Origin of the sequence: Paenibacillus tyrphae (assembly GCF_000722545.1) — a bacterium.
Lineage (GTDB): Bacteria > Bacillota > Bacilli > Paenibacillales > NBRC-103111 > Paenibacillus_G > Paenibacillus_G tyrfis.
Genome location: NZ_JNVM01000006.1, coordinates 18,962 through 35,106, shown reverse-complemented (window position 1 = coordinate 35,106; position 16,145 = coordinate 18,962). Strand labels below are relative to the sequence as shown.

The following is a 16,145-nucleotide window of genomic DNA, read 5'->3' as shown; positions in this document are numbered from 1 at the left end:
GCGGGGCTGCACCTATATTGAAGCAGATATAACCGAGCACCAGAAACGTGAGACCCGATTTCCTTTCCAAATGAATAAAATTTAGACACGCTCGGATCGCTGTGGATTGGATGAATGTCTATTCCCAAAATGTAAGTTGAATCGTATTTTAAAATATCCGGGAGGTGGTAGCGGCATGGAGATGAAAAAGCACCTGTTGGCGAAGGGCACTAGGTTTGAAACCTCTTATTTCGTCATTCATGGAAAATCAAAAGGAAAGACAATGATGATAACTGCTGGAGTGCACGGGAATGAAATTGCAAGCATTCTCGCGGCCGAAAGACTTGTAGGCTTGCTGGAGAAAAACAGGCTCCGGATCGAAAAAGGGACATTGATCGTTGTGCCGCTTGTCAATCGACAGGCTTATAAGCTGCGCATCAGGGGGAATCCCGATTTGAACCGGACGTTTCCACGAAGCGATAAAGATAAGGCGAGCCACCGTCTGTCAGTGGAGTTATTTCAATTAGCGAAGCAGTACCGACCATCGTGGTATGTCGATCTGCATGAAGCCAACGGCTTATCTAATATAAACCCGCAAAGGCTGGGGCAGACCTTGATAGCTGATCCCAAAAGTGCGGCAATACCTGCAATAAAACGAATTGTTGCACATTTGAACCGCCCTATTGTTCAAAAATCAAGACGGTTTACGGTGCGCTTGCAGAATTTACTGGGCTCGGGACGCCACGCCGCATATCACTTATTGAAAGCAAATGCAGTTACCGTAGAGACATGCTGGAGCCTGCCTATGTCCACCCGGGTAAGCTTTCAAATGAAAATTCTAAATGACATTTTAGCTGAAGCTAATCTGATTAACACGAAAGCATGACCGAGGCTGCGACAAGATGACATCTTATTTTTGCTTTTAGCTGCCATGAGGTATATAGTAATAATTACGATGTATTCTTCGTCCGGCAGTACTGATGAACGAACTAGGCAGGACAGCCTGATAGAACCGCAATTGATCGGCCGTGTGCATCTCAAATGGGTGGCAACCGTGCTGGATGCGGGGCATATAATCGAGTGGCATGATCTGGATCATCGTATTTTAATACGAAATTAAGCTTTGTTCGTTATTATGTTGAAATGAGTGTACCTATTTCGATAGGAGGCCAAAGGTGTGAAGATCGATGCCCAACCCATAGGGAAAATCAAGGCACCGAAATCGCCTTATGTGTATCCGGGCTACGCTTCGTTGATCATTTTCAGTAAAGCAGGGGGTACGATGAACAAAACAATAGTTTCCCTTTTTATGGCGGTCACGGTTCTTTTAGGAGGATGCACAAAAAACACAGCCGAACCCATCCTGACACCATCAGCCTCCTCTCCGGACACGGACGCGTCCATCGACAGTCCGGTTCCCGGAACAGCGACACAGATGAAATCCGATGCCGCAGGAGTTCAAACGGTCAAGGACCCCGATAGCACAACCGTGCTTGTTAATAAACACTTTGCACTCCCGGCAGATTACAAGCCGAAAGATATGGTTTTTCCCGATGTTCCTTTTCTGTTCAAAGAAAAAATAGAAAAACGCGAAATGCGGCAAGAGGCCGCGCACGCGCTGGAAGCGTTGTTCGCCGCAGCAAAACAGGACGGCATAAGGCTGGCAGGCGTTTCTGCTTACCGGTCATTCACGACGCAGAAAGTGCTGTTTGCTCATTACGCGGAACAAAGCGGTAAAGCCAATGCCATAACCTACAGTGCCGCGCCCGGAACCAGCGAACATGAAACGGGGCTGGCCATTGACCTTTCCGGCAGCGACGGCAAATGTGCCGCGCAAGATTGCTTCGCCGATACCAAAGAAGCGGCTTGGCTCGCAGCGAATGCGCCAGCCTACGGATACATCATCCGTTATCCGAAAGGAAAGGAATCGATCACCGGGTATCAGTATGAACCATGGCATATCCGTTATGTTGGAACGAAGGTGTCCAAAGAGATCGCGTCGAAAGGACTGACGTTGGAGGAGTATTTGAAGCAAGAATAATGAACAACGTGTCAAGTCACTGCTTGAATTTGAATGATCAACCAGGAACGGAGAAATAACAACGATGCGGCTGTCTTTTAAATGGATTGGAATGATCTTTTTAGTTATCATGTTCACTTGTGCTTTTATTAATGACGGGTTAAAAAGCAGTAAGGGAACCCACTTCAGCAATCAGGTAGCTGTGCTTACGTATCATCACATCGATCCCGAAGCTTCGGCCTATACGATTACTCCTGAAGCTTTCAAACAGCATCTGCAAGCATTAAAAGCAAACCATTATAACGTTATTTCGATGGAGGATTTTATCGAATTTATGGATGGTCGGCGTGCGCTGCCTTCGAATGCGGTAGTGATCACCTTCGATGACGGTTACGAATCATTTTACCGGTATGCTTATCCGATATTGAAAGAGCAGAACATGGTAGCGACTAATTTCATTATTGTAAATTATTTGGGTACAAATCCGGGCACCCCTTTTTTGAATTGGAACGAAATTCAGGAAATGAAGAACGATGGGTTTAGCTTTTATTCCCATACCTATAATGCGCATGATTTTGCAGCAGATCTTACCGGCAAGCCCGTTGATCCGCTGACCAATCCGATTTATTTGAAAAATATGAACCGAATGGAAACCGAAGAGGAATACGAGCAGCGAGTCAAAGCCGATCTTGTGCAGGCGGATCAGATCATACAGAGCAGGTTGGGAGCGCATGACAAGTTGTTTTGCTTGCCGCATGGAAGGTACAACGAGAAGCTTCTTGAGCTCGGAAATACGGTGGGGATTCAATATTTCTTTACGGGGATGGACGGTTTAAACGCTCCCGGAACCAAGCTTGTGAAACGGATCAATGCAGGATCTGCAGACGTAACGCCAGAGAAGCTTCTTCACAAACTGAATGACGAAACAACCTTGATTGGAAAATTAAAAATTACTTTAAAGAATTATATTACAAGTCAGCGCATGTCGGAATAACAGGAGGGCATCTTATTTGTAGGGCAGGGTAGGGCCGCTTGGACATGAAAAAGTTTTGGAAATAAACCATTCTCGTAACAGAGCAAACAGAGGGTGTCCCAAAAGCCATAAAAATGGCTAAGGGACACCCTTTTTTTATATCGAAGAGAACAAAAAACCGTTCCTTGGTAAAATCAACGATTCACTTCTGAGACTGTCCACAGATTCTAAAATAGTTACTTTTGGAAACGAAAGATTGGAATGTATGCTTGAAGTTTTTTTGCTCCCTCAATAAGGAGAGAAGCTCCCGCAGCAGGTAGAGAAAAACACTAAATTCATTGATAATTATTTTCATTGATAATAGTTATCAATGAAATTCCGGTTAATGCATATCCGACAACCGGGGGAGACCTATGGATAGGGGAGTGATTTTTTGAAAGAACACGGGATGTTGAATCGCCTATATCTGCAATTAGATTCCATTCATTTTGGAAGCTTATGAAACGGATAGGGGTAAACGTAGAGTTCGAGGAGGAGATGTGAATGGCCAATCATCCACTAGCTTCATCATTAACGGAAAAACCGGAGCAGCAGGCCGATCCGCGCCGCTGGTATGCGCTGGGAGTCATTCTTCTCCCAATATTGCTTAATTCATTAAATACCTATATGATCCAGGTCGCGCTTCCATTAATCCAGAGCAGTTTGAACGCCGGTTTTTCCGATGCCCAGCTTATTGTCACCTGCTTTTCTCTCAGTTTGGCTGTAGCGCTCATTGTCAGCGGGAAGCTTGGCGATATCTACGGCAGAAAACGGCTGCTGCTCATCGGGGTGAGCGGATTCACGCTCATGGCCTTGCTAGGAGGCTTGACTTCGAATCCAACTCTGCTCATTGTCATTCGGATTGTACAAGGGCTTGCTGCGGCGCTCATTCAACCCCAGGTGCTATCCATGATGCAGGTTAATTTTATGCCGCGGGAAAAAGGGCTTGTTTTCAGTATTTACGGCGCATTGCTCGGGTTCGGATTCGCCTTCGGTCTCATTCTGGGAGGCATTCTTGTCAATTGGAACGTGTTTGAGCTGGGGTGGCGAACCGTATTTTTTTTCAATGTTCCCTTCGGTATTCTTGTGCTTCTGTGTTTGCCGATTTTGCCGGAATCGCGCGGCAATCGGACGCAGAGTATCGATTGGATAGGTACCTTCTTCATCATGAGCGGGCTGTTTTTGCTTGTTTATCCATTGTCCGAGGGGCAAAAACAGGGATGGCCGCATTGGATATGGGGCTGTCTGATCCTGTCGCTGCTGCTGCTGCTTGCTTTTATTGCAGTCGAAATTCGAAAGCAAAAGCGGAACGGTGCCCCGCTGATCGATTTGACCATTTTCAAACAACCGGTATTCGCAGTGGGGATGGCTTCCGTTATTTTGATCTATCTCAGCATGTTCTCGTTCTTTTTCCTCTTAACTTATTATTTGCAGCTCGGCCTGCATTTCGATGCGCAAGCGACGAGCCTCGCTTTTCTGCCTCTGGGCGGCGGTTTTTTCCTGACTTCTCTCCTATCCTCCCGAATTGTCAGCAGATGGGGGACGATTGTGCTGAAAATAGGCGCGTTGGTTACGGGGAGCTGCTGCATTGTATTCATCATGTTGCTGCATAGGGATGCGATACATCTGCTGCATATGCAATACATTGCGCTTTTGCTTGTCTATGGGTTGGGACTCGGATTGGTCACAACGCCTCTCACGCACGTCGTCCTGGGGACCATCCCGGCGAAGGATGCGGGGACAGGTTCAGGCTTATTTAATACGGTGATGTATTTGGCTAATTCGTTAGGAGTAGCATTGATCAGTATTTTGTTTTCTGCCGAGCTACGGCAGCCATTGAACGATGCGGTCCTGTCGGATTATGTCAGGGCGTTTTCCGCCTCTCTGGCCGCATGCGCAGGATTTGCTTTGGCTGCATTTGTTTGCCTTTGTTTCTTGCGTGCTCGACAAGAACATGCTTAGAAGCGCCAAGTTGTTATATATACCAGGAGGAAGAATAGATGTTTATGAAGAAGCAAGTGTCTGTTATCTTGACAATCGTTTTTTGCTTGACCGTACTGGCTGCCTGCTCTCAAAAAACAGCGGAGCCTGCCGCTTCGAATCGGAATCGTTCCGAAGCGGTTCAGAGCAATTCAATTGAGAAAAGTCATTATCCTTTAACGCTGTATATTTATAACAATGAAGGGAAGAAAATACAGCAAACGATTGAAAAAGAGCCGCAGCGGGTTGTTGTTATCGGACAAGGGCTGGCGGAGCTGATGATTCACTTCGGAGAAGAGAAACGGATTGCCGGGCTGGCTTACCTGGACAAGTCATACTCGAGCTATGAAAAACAAATCAAACAACTTCCGCTGCTTACCGATATGTGGCCTTCGAAGGAGTCGATTTTGGCGTTGCAGCCGGATTTGATCGTCTCCATGTCTTCCGCATTTACGAACGAACGATTGGGCGATATTTCGTTTTGGAATAAGAGAGGAATCGCCGTCGTTACAGGGATCAATTATACCGTGGGCCGCACCATCGACAGCTTCTTCGAAGATATCGAGAAGTTAGGGACAGCGTTGAATATCGAAGAAAAAACGAATATCTTCGTTAAAGACCAGAAATCGCGAATCGAATCCATCCGGAAAAAAGCTACACAGGCCACAGATAAACCTAGAGTTCTGTTGTTTGCCGGCGGTCAAAACGATACCTATTATTACTATGGTCCTACGCTTTGCGTGATTGATGAAATGATCGAAGGCGCAGGCGGCGAGTATATAAAAGTATCCAAGGATACTTATGTAGAGATGTCTGCGGAGTCCATTCTTTCTGTAAATCCCGATAAGCTCGTGATCACCGAATTTCAAAAATCCGACAGCGAAGCGGCAAAAAATAAATTGCTTCTCAACCCGGTCTTGCGGAATGTTACGGCCGTCAAAAATAAACAAGTCATGGTCGCGGACTATACGAATGCCATTCGCGGCAGTCTTGGCCTTGCCGATTTGTACGAGGATGTTGCCAGGTTTATTCATCCCGAGTTATTTAAAGGAGAACAGACATGACAACAGCACAAAGGAGAGAGCTCAAAAACGATTCGCCCGATATGGAAAGCAGAATAAAAAAGCGCTCCATATTCCCGGCAATTGTATTCACGCTGCTTGTTGCTGTTGGTTTATCCGTTGTCGTTTCGGTATCCATCGGACAAGTATCCATTCCATTTGGACAATCATTTTGGATTTTGGTGCATCAAATCACCGGGATACAAACCGACCGCATCACGGGGGACGCAAGCGGAATGTTTATGGATGTGATCTGGCAAATCCGCTTCCCGAGAGTACTGCTGGCGATGGTAGCAGGCGCGGGATTGGCGCTTTGCGGAACCGTCATGCAGGCATCCGTACAAAATCCTTTGGCTGATCCTTTTATCCTCGGGATTTCTTCCGGCGCTTCGTTAGGCGCAACGTTTTCGATTATGCTCGGCTTTGGCATAGGAGGCATTTTCGGGGAGTTGGGAGTTGCCTCATGGGCTTTTCTCGGCGCGTTGGCCGCAGCGGCGCTTGTTTTGGGCCTTGCCAGTATCGGGGGGAAAACATCCTCTGTGAAGCTGATTTTAGCCGGAACGGTCATTAACGCGCTTTGCGGCGCTTTTTCCAACTTTATTATTTACTTTGCGAAAAACTCGGACGGCATTCGTTCGGTATCTTTTTGGACTATGGGGAGCTTGGCCTCTGCCGGATGGGACACGCTTCCCCTCATTTCGGCAGTGGTCCTGACAGCGGCGCTATTTTTCCTGCTTCAATTCAGAGTGATGAATACCATGCTGATGGGAGAGGAGGCAGCGGTCACCTTGGGGATTCATCTAAATGGATACAGACGGGTGTATATGGTGATCTCATCGGTCGTCACCGGCGTTCTTGTCTCCACTTGCGGAATTATCGGGTTTGTGGGACTCATTGTTCCTCATATGGTGCGAAGTGTTGTTGGCTCCAACCATAAGCGGCTTGTTCCTGTCGCTATTCTTTTCGGCTCCCTATTCATGATATGGACGGATGTGTTTGCCCGAACCATCATTCCGAATGGAGAATTGCCGATTGGAATCGTCACGTCCCTTCTGGGCGCGCCGGTATTTATGTATATGTTAGTCAAAAAAAGCTACGGATTTGGGGGAAAGTAATTTGAATCTGACAGCCGATCACATATCCGTCACCCTATCGGGAGCGGATATTGTAAAAGACATCAGCATTAAAGTGGAGAGTAAACAGTTTGTCGGAATTATCGGACCCAACGGGTGCGGAAAGTCTACTTTATTGAAAAGTATTTATAAAGTCATTAAACCGCAAAAGGGCCTTGTCTTTTTAGGGGAGAAGGATGTTTTGAAATCGCCGGCGCGCGCGATCTCGAAGGATATGGGCGTTGTCGGTCAATTCAATGAAATGAGCTTTGATTTTACGGTTCACGAGATGGTGATGATGGGGAGGACGCCGCATAAGCATCTGATGGAATCGGATAATCAGTGGGATTATCAAATTGTAGCCGATGCGTTGGAAAAGGTTGGCTTGGCTGAGTATGCGGACAGAAGTTATTTGACGCTATCCGGCGGTGAAAAGCAACGCGTGATTCTGGCTAGAGCGATAGCGCAGCAGCCCCAATTTTTAATTCTCGACGAGCCGACAAACCATTTGGATATCAAATACCAACTGCAAATGTTATCTGTCGTCAAATCGTTAAATATCGGCGTTCTTGCGGCTCTGCATGATCTTTCCATGGCTTTGGCGTATTGCGATATTCTCTACGTGGTCAAGCATGGACAAATGATTGCCTCAGGTAATCCAAAGGAGATTCTAACCCGAGAGCTGATACGGCAGGTTTACGAAATCGATTGCGAGGTCTACCCCAATCCGATTAACGGGGATCTGGCAATCGCATATCTGACGTAAATGGAATAGGCACATCTATCAGCGTTATGCTTGGTCGCGGCTTGACATGGAGGAGGACAATATCCCATAGAGGCTCCATGTCAAGCCAATTTTGTATTATCGCTATGCAGCTCTAACGCTCGTTCCCAATGATATGTCTTTCCCACTTGAGCTTCTTGCTAGAGCAAGCCGTGCCGGTTTTGCTCCAAATCCAGTTGGCTGATACGTTTTACATAATCGCTTGGGTTGCAGCCGTAATGCTTGCGAAAATTCGTCGTGAAATTGCTGACGTTACTATAGCCGACCGAAACAGCGGTTTCCCCAACGTTCAAACGCGCTACCTCCATATACCAAAGAGCTTTTTCCATTCTTTGTTGACGCACGAGTTCGAAGATCGTCATGCCAAACAATTCGCGGAATCCTTTTTTCAGCTTGAATTCATTCATTCCCACCCGTTTGGACAATTCACGAATAGACAACGGTTGTTCGAAATACTGTTGCACTAGCTCATGGGCATGCCGCAGCTTGGAAATATCATCACGGCGAAGCATCATGCTTCCGCCAACGGCGCCGTATCCGTCCGATTCACCAAAAAGCGCTATAAATTCAAGCGCCTTGCTTTCCATATATAGCCTCTTCATTGTTCCGAGATGCGTGCAATGGATCATGTCGGAGACGCATCTTTGGATGGCCGGCGTGATCGGGTATTGATCGATATTTCCACGGTGATGCTTAAGCCAGGTTTCCATTTTTCGCTTCTCCGTTAAATCCTCGGCGTAACGCAGCAACTCGTCAGGTGCAAACCTTATTTCAAGAAGCTGATTTCGGATGCCCGCCTTTTTTTCTTCACAGACTCGAACATCCTCAAGAAAGAGAACATTGCCTGTTTGCGCAATCGTATGGCTTTTTTTACCGTTCCACTCGCAATGGATTTCGCCGCTTACGCAATAGCTCAATTCGAATAGCTGGCAGGATTCCTGGATCTGGAGTTTCATATCTTGCTCGAAGGTAACATCCGTCGTCATGATCTCCATACCCGGACGAATCTGTATTCTTGTCACGCTTCCCTTGCCTATATGCGATGGAATGGCAAGCCGTTGTTCACGATCTTTTTGCTGAACTTGTCCCTCTACCATTCTCGTAAATTGATCAAATAAATCATGAATCTTTGTAACGTTTAAAGCCACTGCACCCATCACCTCCTTGACCTGTAGATGATTACAGTGTACTTTATCCCATGGTTTACTTTCAATAAACCGAGCCTCTTGTCGGTAAATAACTTGAAAATAATCCTGATTGCATGAATTTAGAGCGCTATTGTACAGGGATGGGGGGCCACACTAAACGCTTCGGTAAATGGTCGAGTAAGTGAAACGTATCCTACAACAGTTAATATCCCTACAGGCAAGTACTGGGGTAGGTGATAGTTGTGGTTGTTTAGATCCGGAGAGCGTTTAACTGGGAGGAGGAGCTTCCAGATCAAATCTATAGTTTCGTAAAAGAAACAGGATGTTTCTTTCCAGCAAGTTGCATCGATTTCTTGAAAGTTCACGATGGTGCATTTGGGAAGCCGTATTTATTTTCACACCGCACTTCTTCCAGCATTTTTTGAATTCCTTGTTGTTCGTTCGTGCCGTCGACTTCATACAACATAAGTAGAATCATTTTTCTTAGTCCTGAAGAATATTGCAGTTTTTCAGCTAAGTGTAAAGCGGAAAGGAGATCTTTGATGCCGCAACTTCTTCTTCCATTTTTAAAATTGTAAATGGCTTTCTCGTACCAAAAGCGGAATAATTGTTTTCTTTTAATATGAGTTGTCACGATATCCGGATGGGGGATTCTTTCACAGAAGCGATTTACTACATCGTCTACTGAAAAATTATTTCTATTTGCTGCTTCCATCATGCCCAACATGTACGGGAGGGTATCAGTAGGGTTCTCTTCCAAAAAATCTGAGAAATCAGGGAGGATGTTTTGATTTCCAGTCATTAAATTTAACATCAGCATATTTCCTTTTCCCCAAACGCGAAACCTCTCAACCTCTTTTTTTCCGATCTCATCAAGAAGCTCAAACCATCCAAGGTCGGTATATACCGAAACATATTTTTTTGCTTCTTCATACTGCTCTTGCATGGTTAGGGCAATCCCCTTTAAAAGAAATCCTTGCCCGTAGTGTACCACTAAATGCCGCTCCGATTTTAAAGGCTCGATAGGTTTTGTATTATCACGCTTTCTTAGCTGATCCTCATATACTTTGCCTGCCAATTCTCTTAATTCATCGGTATATCTTTCGACTTTTTTCCAGTTTTCCAACGTGTAATAAACATTGGTTATCTGCAGCAAAGCATCCAATTGAAAATCTTCAGCTAAGCGATTGTAATATAGCTCGAATCGAACGACCGCTTCTTTATTTTCCTCTGCATTCGTCCCGAGTGAAGCGCGGAACAAACGATATTGGCTTATAGTGAATCGGTCATGAAAGCTATCTCTTTCATTCTCGACTACAAGGCGGTAGAAGTGAGCGGACTCGCTTTGTTGTCCTTTTTCAAAAAGGCGTTCCGCTACGTAAAAGAGTATTTCTATATTTTTGAGGTTTTCAAGTAATTTCGAAGCAGTCGAAGCTATGAGATCAAACCGCCCCAGTTCCGCGCAGCGCATAAGGAAGGGAATTATTCGCGGACGAGATACCTTCTTATCCGAAAAGCATTCTCCAGGATATAATTCATAGAGCCATCCGGGGGGCTGATGAAAAGCTTTTGCAAGGTTATCAAGTAGGTTTATCGTCATGGGGCGTGGAGGTCTGCGGTTTAAAGTCTCGCTCAGATATCCGAGATGCCCCCCTGTCAGCTTGCTCAATTTAGTAAGGGAAAAGCCGCATTTTTTCATTTGTTTATCGATTTCGGAACGCAAACAACGAATGGCAGCAGATTGTTCCATCAGAACCACCCTTATTGAAAATATAGGCTACCAAAAATATTACATATTATTGAATAAAATGCAAATTTGGTATCTTCCTAAAATTCTCCAAAAATCTCTTTTCCTTATTTCCGGTGAAGTGGTCTTATACTACAACCGAACAAGGAGGTGAGCCATTTGAAACAATGAAAAATAGACTAAAAAGAAAGATCGAGAGGTTGCGACGGCAACTCGTAATGCTGGTTGAGGAGAAAGGATCGTTTTCAAACGAGGAGGTGATTTGTTTAAGCCAACGTTTAGATCGGCACATCTTTGTCGCTCAAGGGTATCAGTTTGCAAGAAAATTTCGAAGTACTAGGATATCGCCCATACACAGGCCCTCATGAAAATTCGAATTTCTATAGAGATTTTAGGAGGTTTTGTATGAAGAAGAAAAAAGTCATAGCAGCACCTATGACAGCTCTCCTGTTAATTACTCTAATGACACCATCAAGTTTTGCTAGTGACTCCAAGGACATTTTGCCGTCCCAGACTCAACAAGTGGCTCAGGAAAAGCTTCTTACTGATAAAGGAGTCAAGCAAGAAGAACTCCAAAAACTAGAGCCTTTTCACAAAACTATAATACATAATCTCATCAATGCGGGGGAAGTCAGTGACAGCGATGTGAAAAGCCTTGTTGCAGGATTTCTTGATAGAAAAACCGATGCCGAGAAACTGAAGCAAAATAAAATAGCCGTAAATCCAGAATACAAAACTCTGAAGCCCCGTAATGAATTACTTGGTAAACCAAACAATGAGATCCAACTAGAACGATTACAAAAAGAAAGGGGCATTAAAAATCTTTCTGAATTGATCAAACCAGAAAGTTTAACTCAAGATCCAGCAATAAATGATAGAACTAATACAGGCGCACTCTGGGAACTGCGAACAAATGCAGGCTATTCAATGGGGACGGCTTTTGTTGACCTTCCGTCCGTATCTCTAAATAAGACTTACGATAGAGCTGCATATGTTTTCGGCGGTTTATATACCTCGCAATCGGGTGCGGATCTTGGTCTTGTCACCGAAGATCCGAGCGGTACTATCTGGTATCCATGCATGTACCTTGGAGAAATTGGGTGGGATGGCGGAAGATTGCCTGGCGAAGATGCTGATGGTTGGTATCAATCTCCCACAGTTGCAATAAATAAGAACGTTTCTCCACGTTTATACCTAATTTGGAGATATACGGAGGCACAGAATGTTGAGTTAGAGGTATGGAATGGTTCTTATGGCAATTGGTATATCTTATCTTATATTAGTATGTGGGCACCTAATAGAAACTTTTCCACTGCTGGCTCTGACGTCAAAGTCTATCAACAAGCATCCATTGCTTATGAACCGGATGGTCCTCCTATAAAAGAAGGCGATAGATCTGTACAATATTATAAAGGAAACACAAGCTCCGGATCACAACTTAATTATGCTCACTTTTCAAAAGTAGCCGTATATTGGAATAATGGTTACTATCGCGTTTGGGACAGTAATGTGCCCACTGTTCAAAGTTTAGGACATGGGAGTCTTGCTGGCTCAAAGATTTTACCTTATTTCATTACTCCTTATACCGAAAGCCAAGTGAGCATAAGATTTAATTAAACATTCATTATCAAATATGCATCTTCCTTGAATTGAGGGAGATGCATATTTTTGGAAAATCACGCAACTTTCGATTAACTTAGTTCGTTTAATTCATTGAGGTTCAGATGAAAGGGTGATTTCTTTTGAAAAAATTTGTTATGGGTGCAATAGTTGGCGCAAGTTTATCCCTTGGGGCTTCAGTACTTGCATCCAACTCTCTAGAGGTGTCCTTTTTTACAGTTAAATATATTTTTAACAGTGCAGAAAAGCAACTTCCCGAAGAATACACAAGTCTAAACTATAACGGCCATGCTTACGTTCCGATTAGGTTCATTGCCGAGAATAGCAGTATGAATATTGGATACGACTCTGTAGAGAAAAGAGTAATCATCAATTATGGAGTGAATGGCCAAGAACCCGCTCCCATTCCATCTGAATATCTCGTTAATGATGTAACTTCAGCGGCACTCCCGTATATAACAAACAACCATATGGCATATGGAAATATTAAAGTTACTAAGGAAGGAATCAATTCGAGAGGATCCTTCCAAATTAAGAACGATATCCCTCAAAATGATCTTGGAGGCACTTTAAGACTATTTGATGAGAAAGCTAATCTTATTGGACAATTACCAATAAATCATACCTTTGATACAGGAATATCCACTTACGAAAACACAATAGAAGGCGATGCAACTAATTTTAAATATGCTACTTTAACATTTGGAAAGGTTGAGGGTGCACTTTATCATCCTTTGTTAATTTCCCGGGAACAAAAGGAGCAAGACTCGATTATACATTTAAAATCGAAAATGATTACAGAAGATCAACTATCAAAGCTTGGCGATAAGAAAATCGATGTAAGTAATATTGCATCATACATGAAACTTAGCAACAGTCAAGTATTGCAATTGGTAAATACTATAATCTCAGGTTGATGTCTTCTTGGATCGCTCTATTTAGAGAGCGATCCTTTTTCAATTTAGTTCTTAATAAGCTGAAACCAAAATTCCAATAATCGCTAGGTCATCTTTTTAAGGTGGATGGCATTTTCTCACTCTGTTCCTGCTTGAGAGGAAATTATGAATACTCATTTGATCACTCGCTTGAATTTTACACCTCCCCTTTGACTATCCTCCCCGGCATAAACTGGCGTTAGTTCGATTTTTTGCGCTTTTAAGCTCTCCGTCTCGACGGATTTCTTAACAAAAGCTTGATGAAAAACATTGTTTTTTGCATTCTTGTCTGTTAAAATTTAACTATTAAGGGAGGTAAAAGAAATGGAGCGACAGCCTGATGTTAGCTGTTTAGGATCGGATGTCGATCTTTCACATTATTTTTCTATGGCGGAGCATCTTTACAAGGCCGGAAGGAAGCAAGAGGCAGTTCCCTTGTTCCGTCATGTCATCGATAACGTGAAGGATACCCACCATCCGCAATACATCATGAGCCAATTTCGGTTATTTCAGTCTCTCATTGGCATTGGATCGGAAGAAAACAAAGAAGCATTGGCTAGATTTGAGTCACATTATTTATATTTGCCGGACGATGTGAAGCTGGATGCCTTGCTACAAATGGCAAACGTTTATTACACCTTATGGGACTGGAAAAAAGTCGAAAGATATGCAGATGAATTAAGAACCTTGGCTAGAACCATCTACGATAGACAGCTTGAGAATAAAAAAAGCAACAAACTTCCCGAAAATCTACAATCCGAGCGGCATTTAGTAGTGTATTATGGACAAGGGTTCCTCCTAAAAGGAGTCGCCCTAACCATGCAAGAACGGTGTGAAGAAGCGAAACGCTACGTTTCGGAATATTCCGATCTTGGATGGTTCGAATTCCTTGACGAAACCGGGCACAAGGAGGTCGAGAAATTTCGAGTATGGGGCAAGGCGAATATGTACAATCTCGAATTAAAATGCGGGAATGACAAAGTCCTTGCTGAATTGTCCGAATTTTTAGATGAAAATCCCATCGAATTACTTCCAAGTCTATTAACGGTTATTGAATCAGCAAACCTATACAACTTTAAGATCGATGAATTATTAGCAAAATTCTGCGTGAAGCTTCCCCCCATCAACACTTCCGTTACATACATAAATGGTACGCAATTATTTCATTTCTGGTATGAGAAAGCAGTATACAGTTTTAGAAATCAACAAATCATCACTGGATTGAATGAATTATTGTATGCATTATACCTTTCTCAAAAGATGAAACATTACTCAGGCTTTGAGAGGTGTGTTTCCTTATTTGCGAAGCATGCCGATTACGCGACGGAGCAACAAAAAAGTCATTACCGAAATTTATTGGAGGGAGTGTCGGATCTATGAAAAAAGTATGGTTATCCTTAGTTATGGGGTTACTTTTATTCAGCGGTGTGTCCGGTACAGTACTGAAGCAGCCTGTGTCTAGTCTCCTATCCACTAATGCTCATAACGGAGTAGGTAATTAATGTTACCTTGAACATCTCAAAAATGTCTTCTTAGCTTCTTAGGCATACCAACTAAAAATCGCCCTCAACTTGCCATTCTTGGCCAAGGAGAGGGCGATTTTTTCAATTCAACTTATTCCAAACGCCGGGCAGCGTGTGGAGACGGGCGAGCTGCTCGGCCAGTTCCTTCTCCGGGTGAGCCGTAAGGTCGTACGGGTTGCGGAGTCCCGGCAGGCGTCCCCGGCTTAGCTGCGTGGCGATGGCTTGCTCGATCCGGGCGGCGTCGAAAGGGACGGAGACCACGTTATCTGCCCCTTCCCGCCCGTGCTGGCGGTTGCCGATGTTGATGGCCGGGAGGCCGAAGAAGGGCGCTTCGATAATCGCGCTGCTGCTGTTGCCGATCATCAGGTCGACGTGTCCCAGCAGAAATAAAAACTGATCGTCCGGAATCGAAGGGAAGTAGCGGATATGCGGATGCTCCCCGGCAAAGGCCAGCAGCTTTTCGCGAAACAAGTCGCCGCCCGAGTCGCTGTTCGGACCGATCACATAGATCGCATGGCCGGCATGGGGGCCTAGTCCCTTCAATACGGTGGAAATTTGCTCTCCGTAGGAAAGCTGCTCCTTGGAATCCGGATGGATGCACAGCAGCAGCTTGCGCGACGGCGAGCCCAGCCCGTAGGCTTCGGTCCAGCGGCGTGCCGTTGCTTCATTTAAATGCTTGACTTGCTCGATTTGCCGTTTGCGCATCGAGCCGATCGGGATAATGCGCCAGTCCGCTTCTCCCATCTGAAGCAAAAAACGCTTGGCCCTCAGGGAGGCGACGAAGTGTAGGTGCGCCAGCTTGCTGATGGCGTGCCGCACCGCGTCGTCTGCGGACCCGCTCTGCTCTCCGCCATGCAGATGGACGATGCCGATATTTTGATAATGGGCGGCAATCGCGGCAGCCAGCATTTCGCCTCGGTCGCCGAGCAGCAGCACGGCATCGGGCTTGCTTCGCTGCAAAATGTCGGAGAAGTGCAGCAAGCCTAGCCCGAGCGATTTGCTCATCGCTTCGCGCGAATCGCCCTTCATCAGAATGGACGGCGCGGCAATCACGGGGAAGGCGTCCTTATGAATTTCCGCAATCGTCTCCCCGTATTCGGGATGCAGGTGCATCCCCGTCGCGATCAGCTCCAATTGAAATCTCGGATCGCCTCGGAGCTCCAGCAGCGCAGGGCGAATAATTCCGTAATCGGCGCGGGTTCCGGTCACATAAACAATATGCAA

At 45.0% G+C, this 16,145-nt stretch carries 14 protein-coding genes; 11 read left to right on the top strand and 3 right to left on the bottom strand.

Features of this window, described 5'->3' with window-relative positions:
- The first annotated feature begins 175 nt into the window (after nucleotides 1-175).
- The 7 genes from ET33_RS07160 to ET33_RS07130 all read left to right on the top strand — a co-directional run bounded on the left by ET33_RS07160 (nucleotide 176) and on the right by ET33_RS07130 (nucleotide 7,930).
- Nucleotides 176-865, top strand: a complete 690-nt coding sequence (locus ET33_RS07160) for a M14 family metallopeptidase (protein WP_036678646.1) — start codon at nucleotides 176-178, stop codon at nucleotides 863-865.
- 396 nt (nucleotides 866-1,261) lie between these two features.
- On the top strand, nucleotides 1,262-2,020 hold the full coding sequence (locus ET33_RS07155; protein WP_081890266.1) for a M15 family metallopeptidase: 759 nt from the start codon (nucleotides 1,262-1,264) through the stop codon (nucleotides 2,018-2,020).
- Nucleotides 2,021-2,084: 64 nt separating this feature from the next.
- Complete coding sequence (locus ET33_RS07150) at nucleotides 2,085-2,993, top strand: polysaccharide deacetylase family protein (RefSeq protein WP_051775161.1); 909 nt, start codon at nucleotides 2,085-2,087, stop codon at nucleotides 2,991-2,993.
- 522 nt (nucleotides 2,994-3,515) lie between these two features.
- Nucleotides 3,516-4,973, top strand: a complete 1,458-nt coding sequence (locus ET33_RS07145) for an MFS transporter (RefSeq protein ID WP_036678643.1) — start codon at nucleotides 3,516-3,518, stop codon at nucleotides 4,971-4,973.
- Between the two features lie 38 nt (nucleotides 4,974-5,011).
- A complete protein-coding gene (locus ET33_RS07140; RefSeq protein WP_235206657.1) occupies nucleotides 5,012-6,055 on the top strand; it encodes an ABC transporter substrate-binding protein in 1,044 nt (347 codons plus the stop codon).
- The gene (locus ET33_RS07135) at nucleotides 6,052-7,167 is read left to right on the top strand and encodes a FecCD family ABC transporter permease (RefSeq protein WP_036678640.1); all 1,116 of its coding nucleotides are present in this window, start codon (nucleotides 6,052-6,054) and stop codon (nucleotides 7,165-7,167) included. The genes ET33_RS07140 and ET33_RS07135 overlap by 4 nt, the downstream gene beginning before the upstream one ends.
- Before the next feature lies 1 nt (nucleotide 7,168).
- Complete coding sequence (locus ET33_RS07130; RefSeq protein WP_036678638.1) at nucleotides 7,169-7,930, top strand: ABC transporter ATP-binding protein; 762 nt, start codon at nucleotides 7,169-7,171, stop codon at nucleotides 7,928-7,930.
- A gap of 158 nt (nucleotides 7,931-8,088) precedes the next feature.
- Here ET33_RS07130 and ET33_RS07125 read toward each other — a convergent pair whose 3' ends face one another.
- Both ET33_RS07125 and ET33_RS07120 read right to left on the bottom strand, forming a co-directional pair.
- A complete protein-coding gene (locus tag ET33_RS07125) occupies nucleotides 8,089-9,096 on the bottom strand; it encodes a helix-turn-helix transcriptional regulator (protein ID WP_235206656.1) in 1,008 nt (335 codons plus the stop codon).
- A gap of 361 nt (nucleotides 9,097-9,457) precedes the next feature.
- On the bottom strand, nucleotides 9,458-10,846 hold the full coding sequence (locus ET33_RS07120) for a hypothetical protein (RefSeq protein ID WP_036678632.1): 1,389 nt from the start codon (nucleotides 10,844-10,846) through the stop codon (nucleotides 9,458-9,460).
- Between the two features lie 164 nt (nucleotides 10,847-11,010).
- Here ET33_RS07120 and ET33_RS37280 point away from each other — a divergent pair, with 164 nt between their 5' ends.
- The 4 genes from ET33_RS37280 to ET33_RS07105 all read left to right on the top strand — a co-directional run bounded on the left by ET33_RS37280 (nucleotide 11,011) and on the right by ET33_RS07105 (nucleotide 14,778).
- Entirely contained in the window at nucleotides 11,011-11,211 is a 201-nt protein-coding gene (locus ET33_RS37280; protein WP_081890232.1) for an aspartyl-phosphate phosphatase Spo0E family protein, read from the top strand.
- 37 nt (nucleotides 11,212-11,248) lie between these two features.
- Nucleotides 11,249-12,460: a hypothetical protein gene (locus tag ET33_RS07115; RefSeq protein ID WP_036678630.1), complete on the top strand. Its 1,212-nt coding sequence runs from the start codon at nucleotides 11,249-11,251 to the stop codon at nucleotides 12,458-12,460.
- A gap of 125 nt (nucleotides 12,461-12,585) precedes the next feature.
- Nucleotides 12,586-13,380 carry a stalk domain-containing protein gene (locus tag ET33_RS07110; protein ID WP_036678628.1) on the top strand — a complete coding sequence of 265 codons (795 nt, stop codon included), beginning with the start codon at nucleotides 12,586-12,588 and terminating at the stop codon, nucleotides 13,378-13,380.
- Between the two features lie 342 nt (nucleotides 13,381-13,722).
- Entirely contained in the window at nucleotides 13,723-14,778 is a 1,056-nt protein-coding gene (locus tag ET33_RS07105) for a hypothetical protein (protein ID WP_051775160.1), read from the top strand.
- Nucleotides 14,779-15,002: 224 nt separating this feature from the next.
- On the opposite strand, the gene neuC is transcribed toward ET33_RS07105, so the two are convergent.
- Nucleotides 15,003-16,145 (bottom strand): UDP-N-acetylglucosamine 2-epimerase, encoded by a 1,143-nt coding sequence (gene neuC / locus ET33_RS07100; RefSeq protein ID WP_036678626.1) that lies wholly within the window; start codon nucleotides 16,143-16,145, stop codon nucleotides 15,003-15,005.

What these genes read in the sequence shown, in the direction of transcription:
- ET33_RS07160 (WP_036678646.1), top strand. Translation starts at nt 176, where the DNA reads ATGGAGATGAAAAAGCACCTGTTGGCGAAGGGCACTAGGTTTGAAACC.
- ET33_RS07155 (WP_081890266.1), top strand. Translation starts at nt 1,262, where the DNA reads ATGAACAAAACAATAGTTTCCCTTTTTATGGCGGTCACGGTTCTTTTA.
- ET33_RS07150 (WP_051775161.1), top strand. Translation starts at nt 2,085, where the DNA reads ATGCGGCTGTCTTTTAAATGGATTGGAATGATCTTTTTAGTTATCATG.
- ET33_RS07145 (WP_036678643.1), top strand. Translation starts at nt 3,516, where the DNA reads ATGGCCAATCATCCACTAGCTTCATCATTAACGGAAAAACCGGAGCAG.
- ET33_RS07140 (WP_235206657.1), top strand. Translation starts at nt 5,012, where the DNA reads ATGTTTATGAAGAAGCAAGTGTCTGTTATCTTGACAATCGTTTTTTGC.
- ET33_RS07135 (WP_036678640.1), top strand. Translation starts at nt 6,052, where the DNA reads ATGACAACAGCACAAAGGAGAGAGCTCAAAAACGATTCGCCCGATATG.
- ET33_RS07120 (WP_036678632.1), bottom strand. Translation starts at nt 10,846, where the DNA reads ATGGAACAATCTGCTGCCATTCGTTGTTTGCGTTCCGAAATCGATAAA.
- ET33_RS37280 (WP_081890232.1), top strand. Translation starts at nt 11,011, where the DNA reads ATGAAAAATAGACTAAAAAGAAAGATCGAGAGGTTGCGACGGCAACTC.
- ET33_RS07115 (WP_036678630.1), top strand. Translation starts at nt 11,249, where the DNA reads ATGAAGAAGAAAAAAGTCATAGCAGCACCTATGACAGCTCTCCTGTTA.
- ET33_RS07105 (WP_051775160.1), top strand. Translation starts at nt 13,723, where the DNA reads ATGGAGCGACAGCCTGATGTTAGCTGTTTAGGATCGGATGTCGATCTT.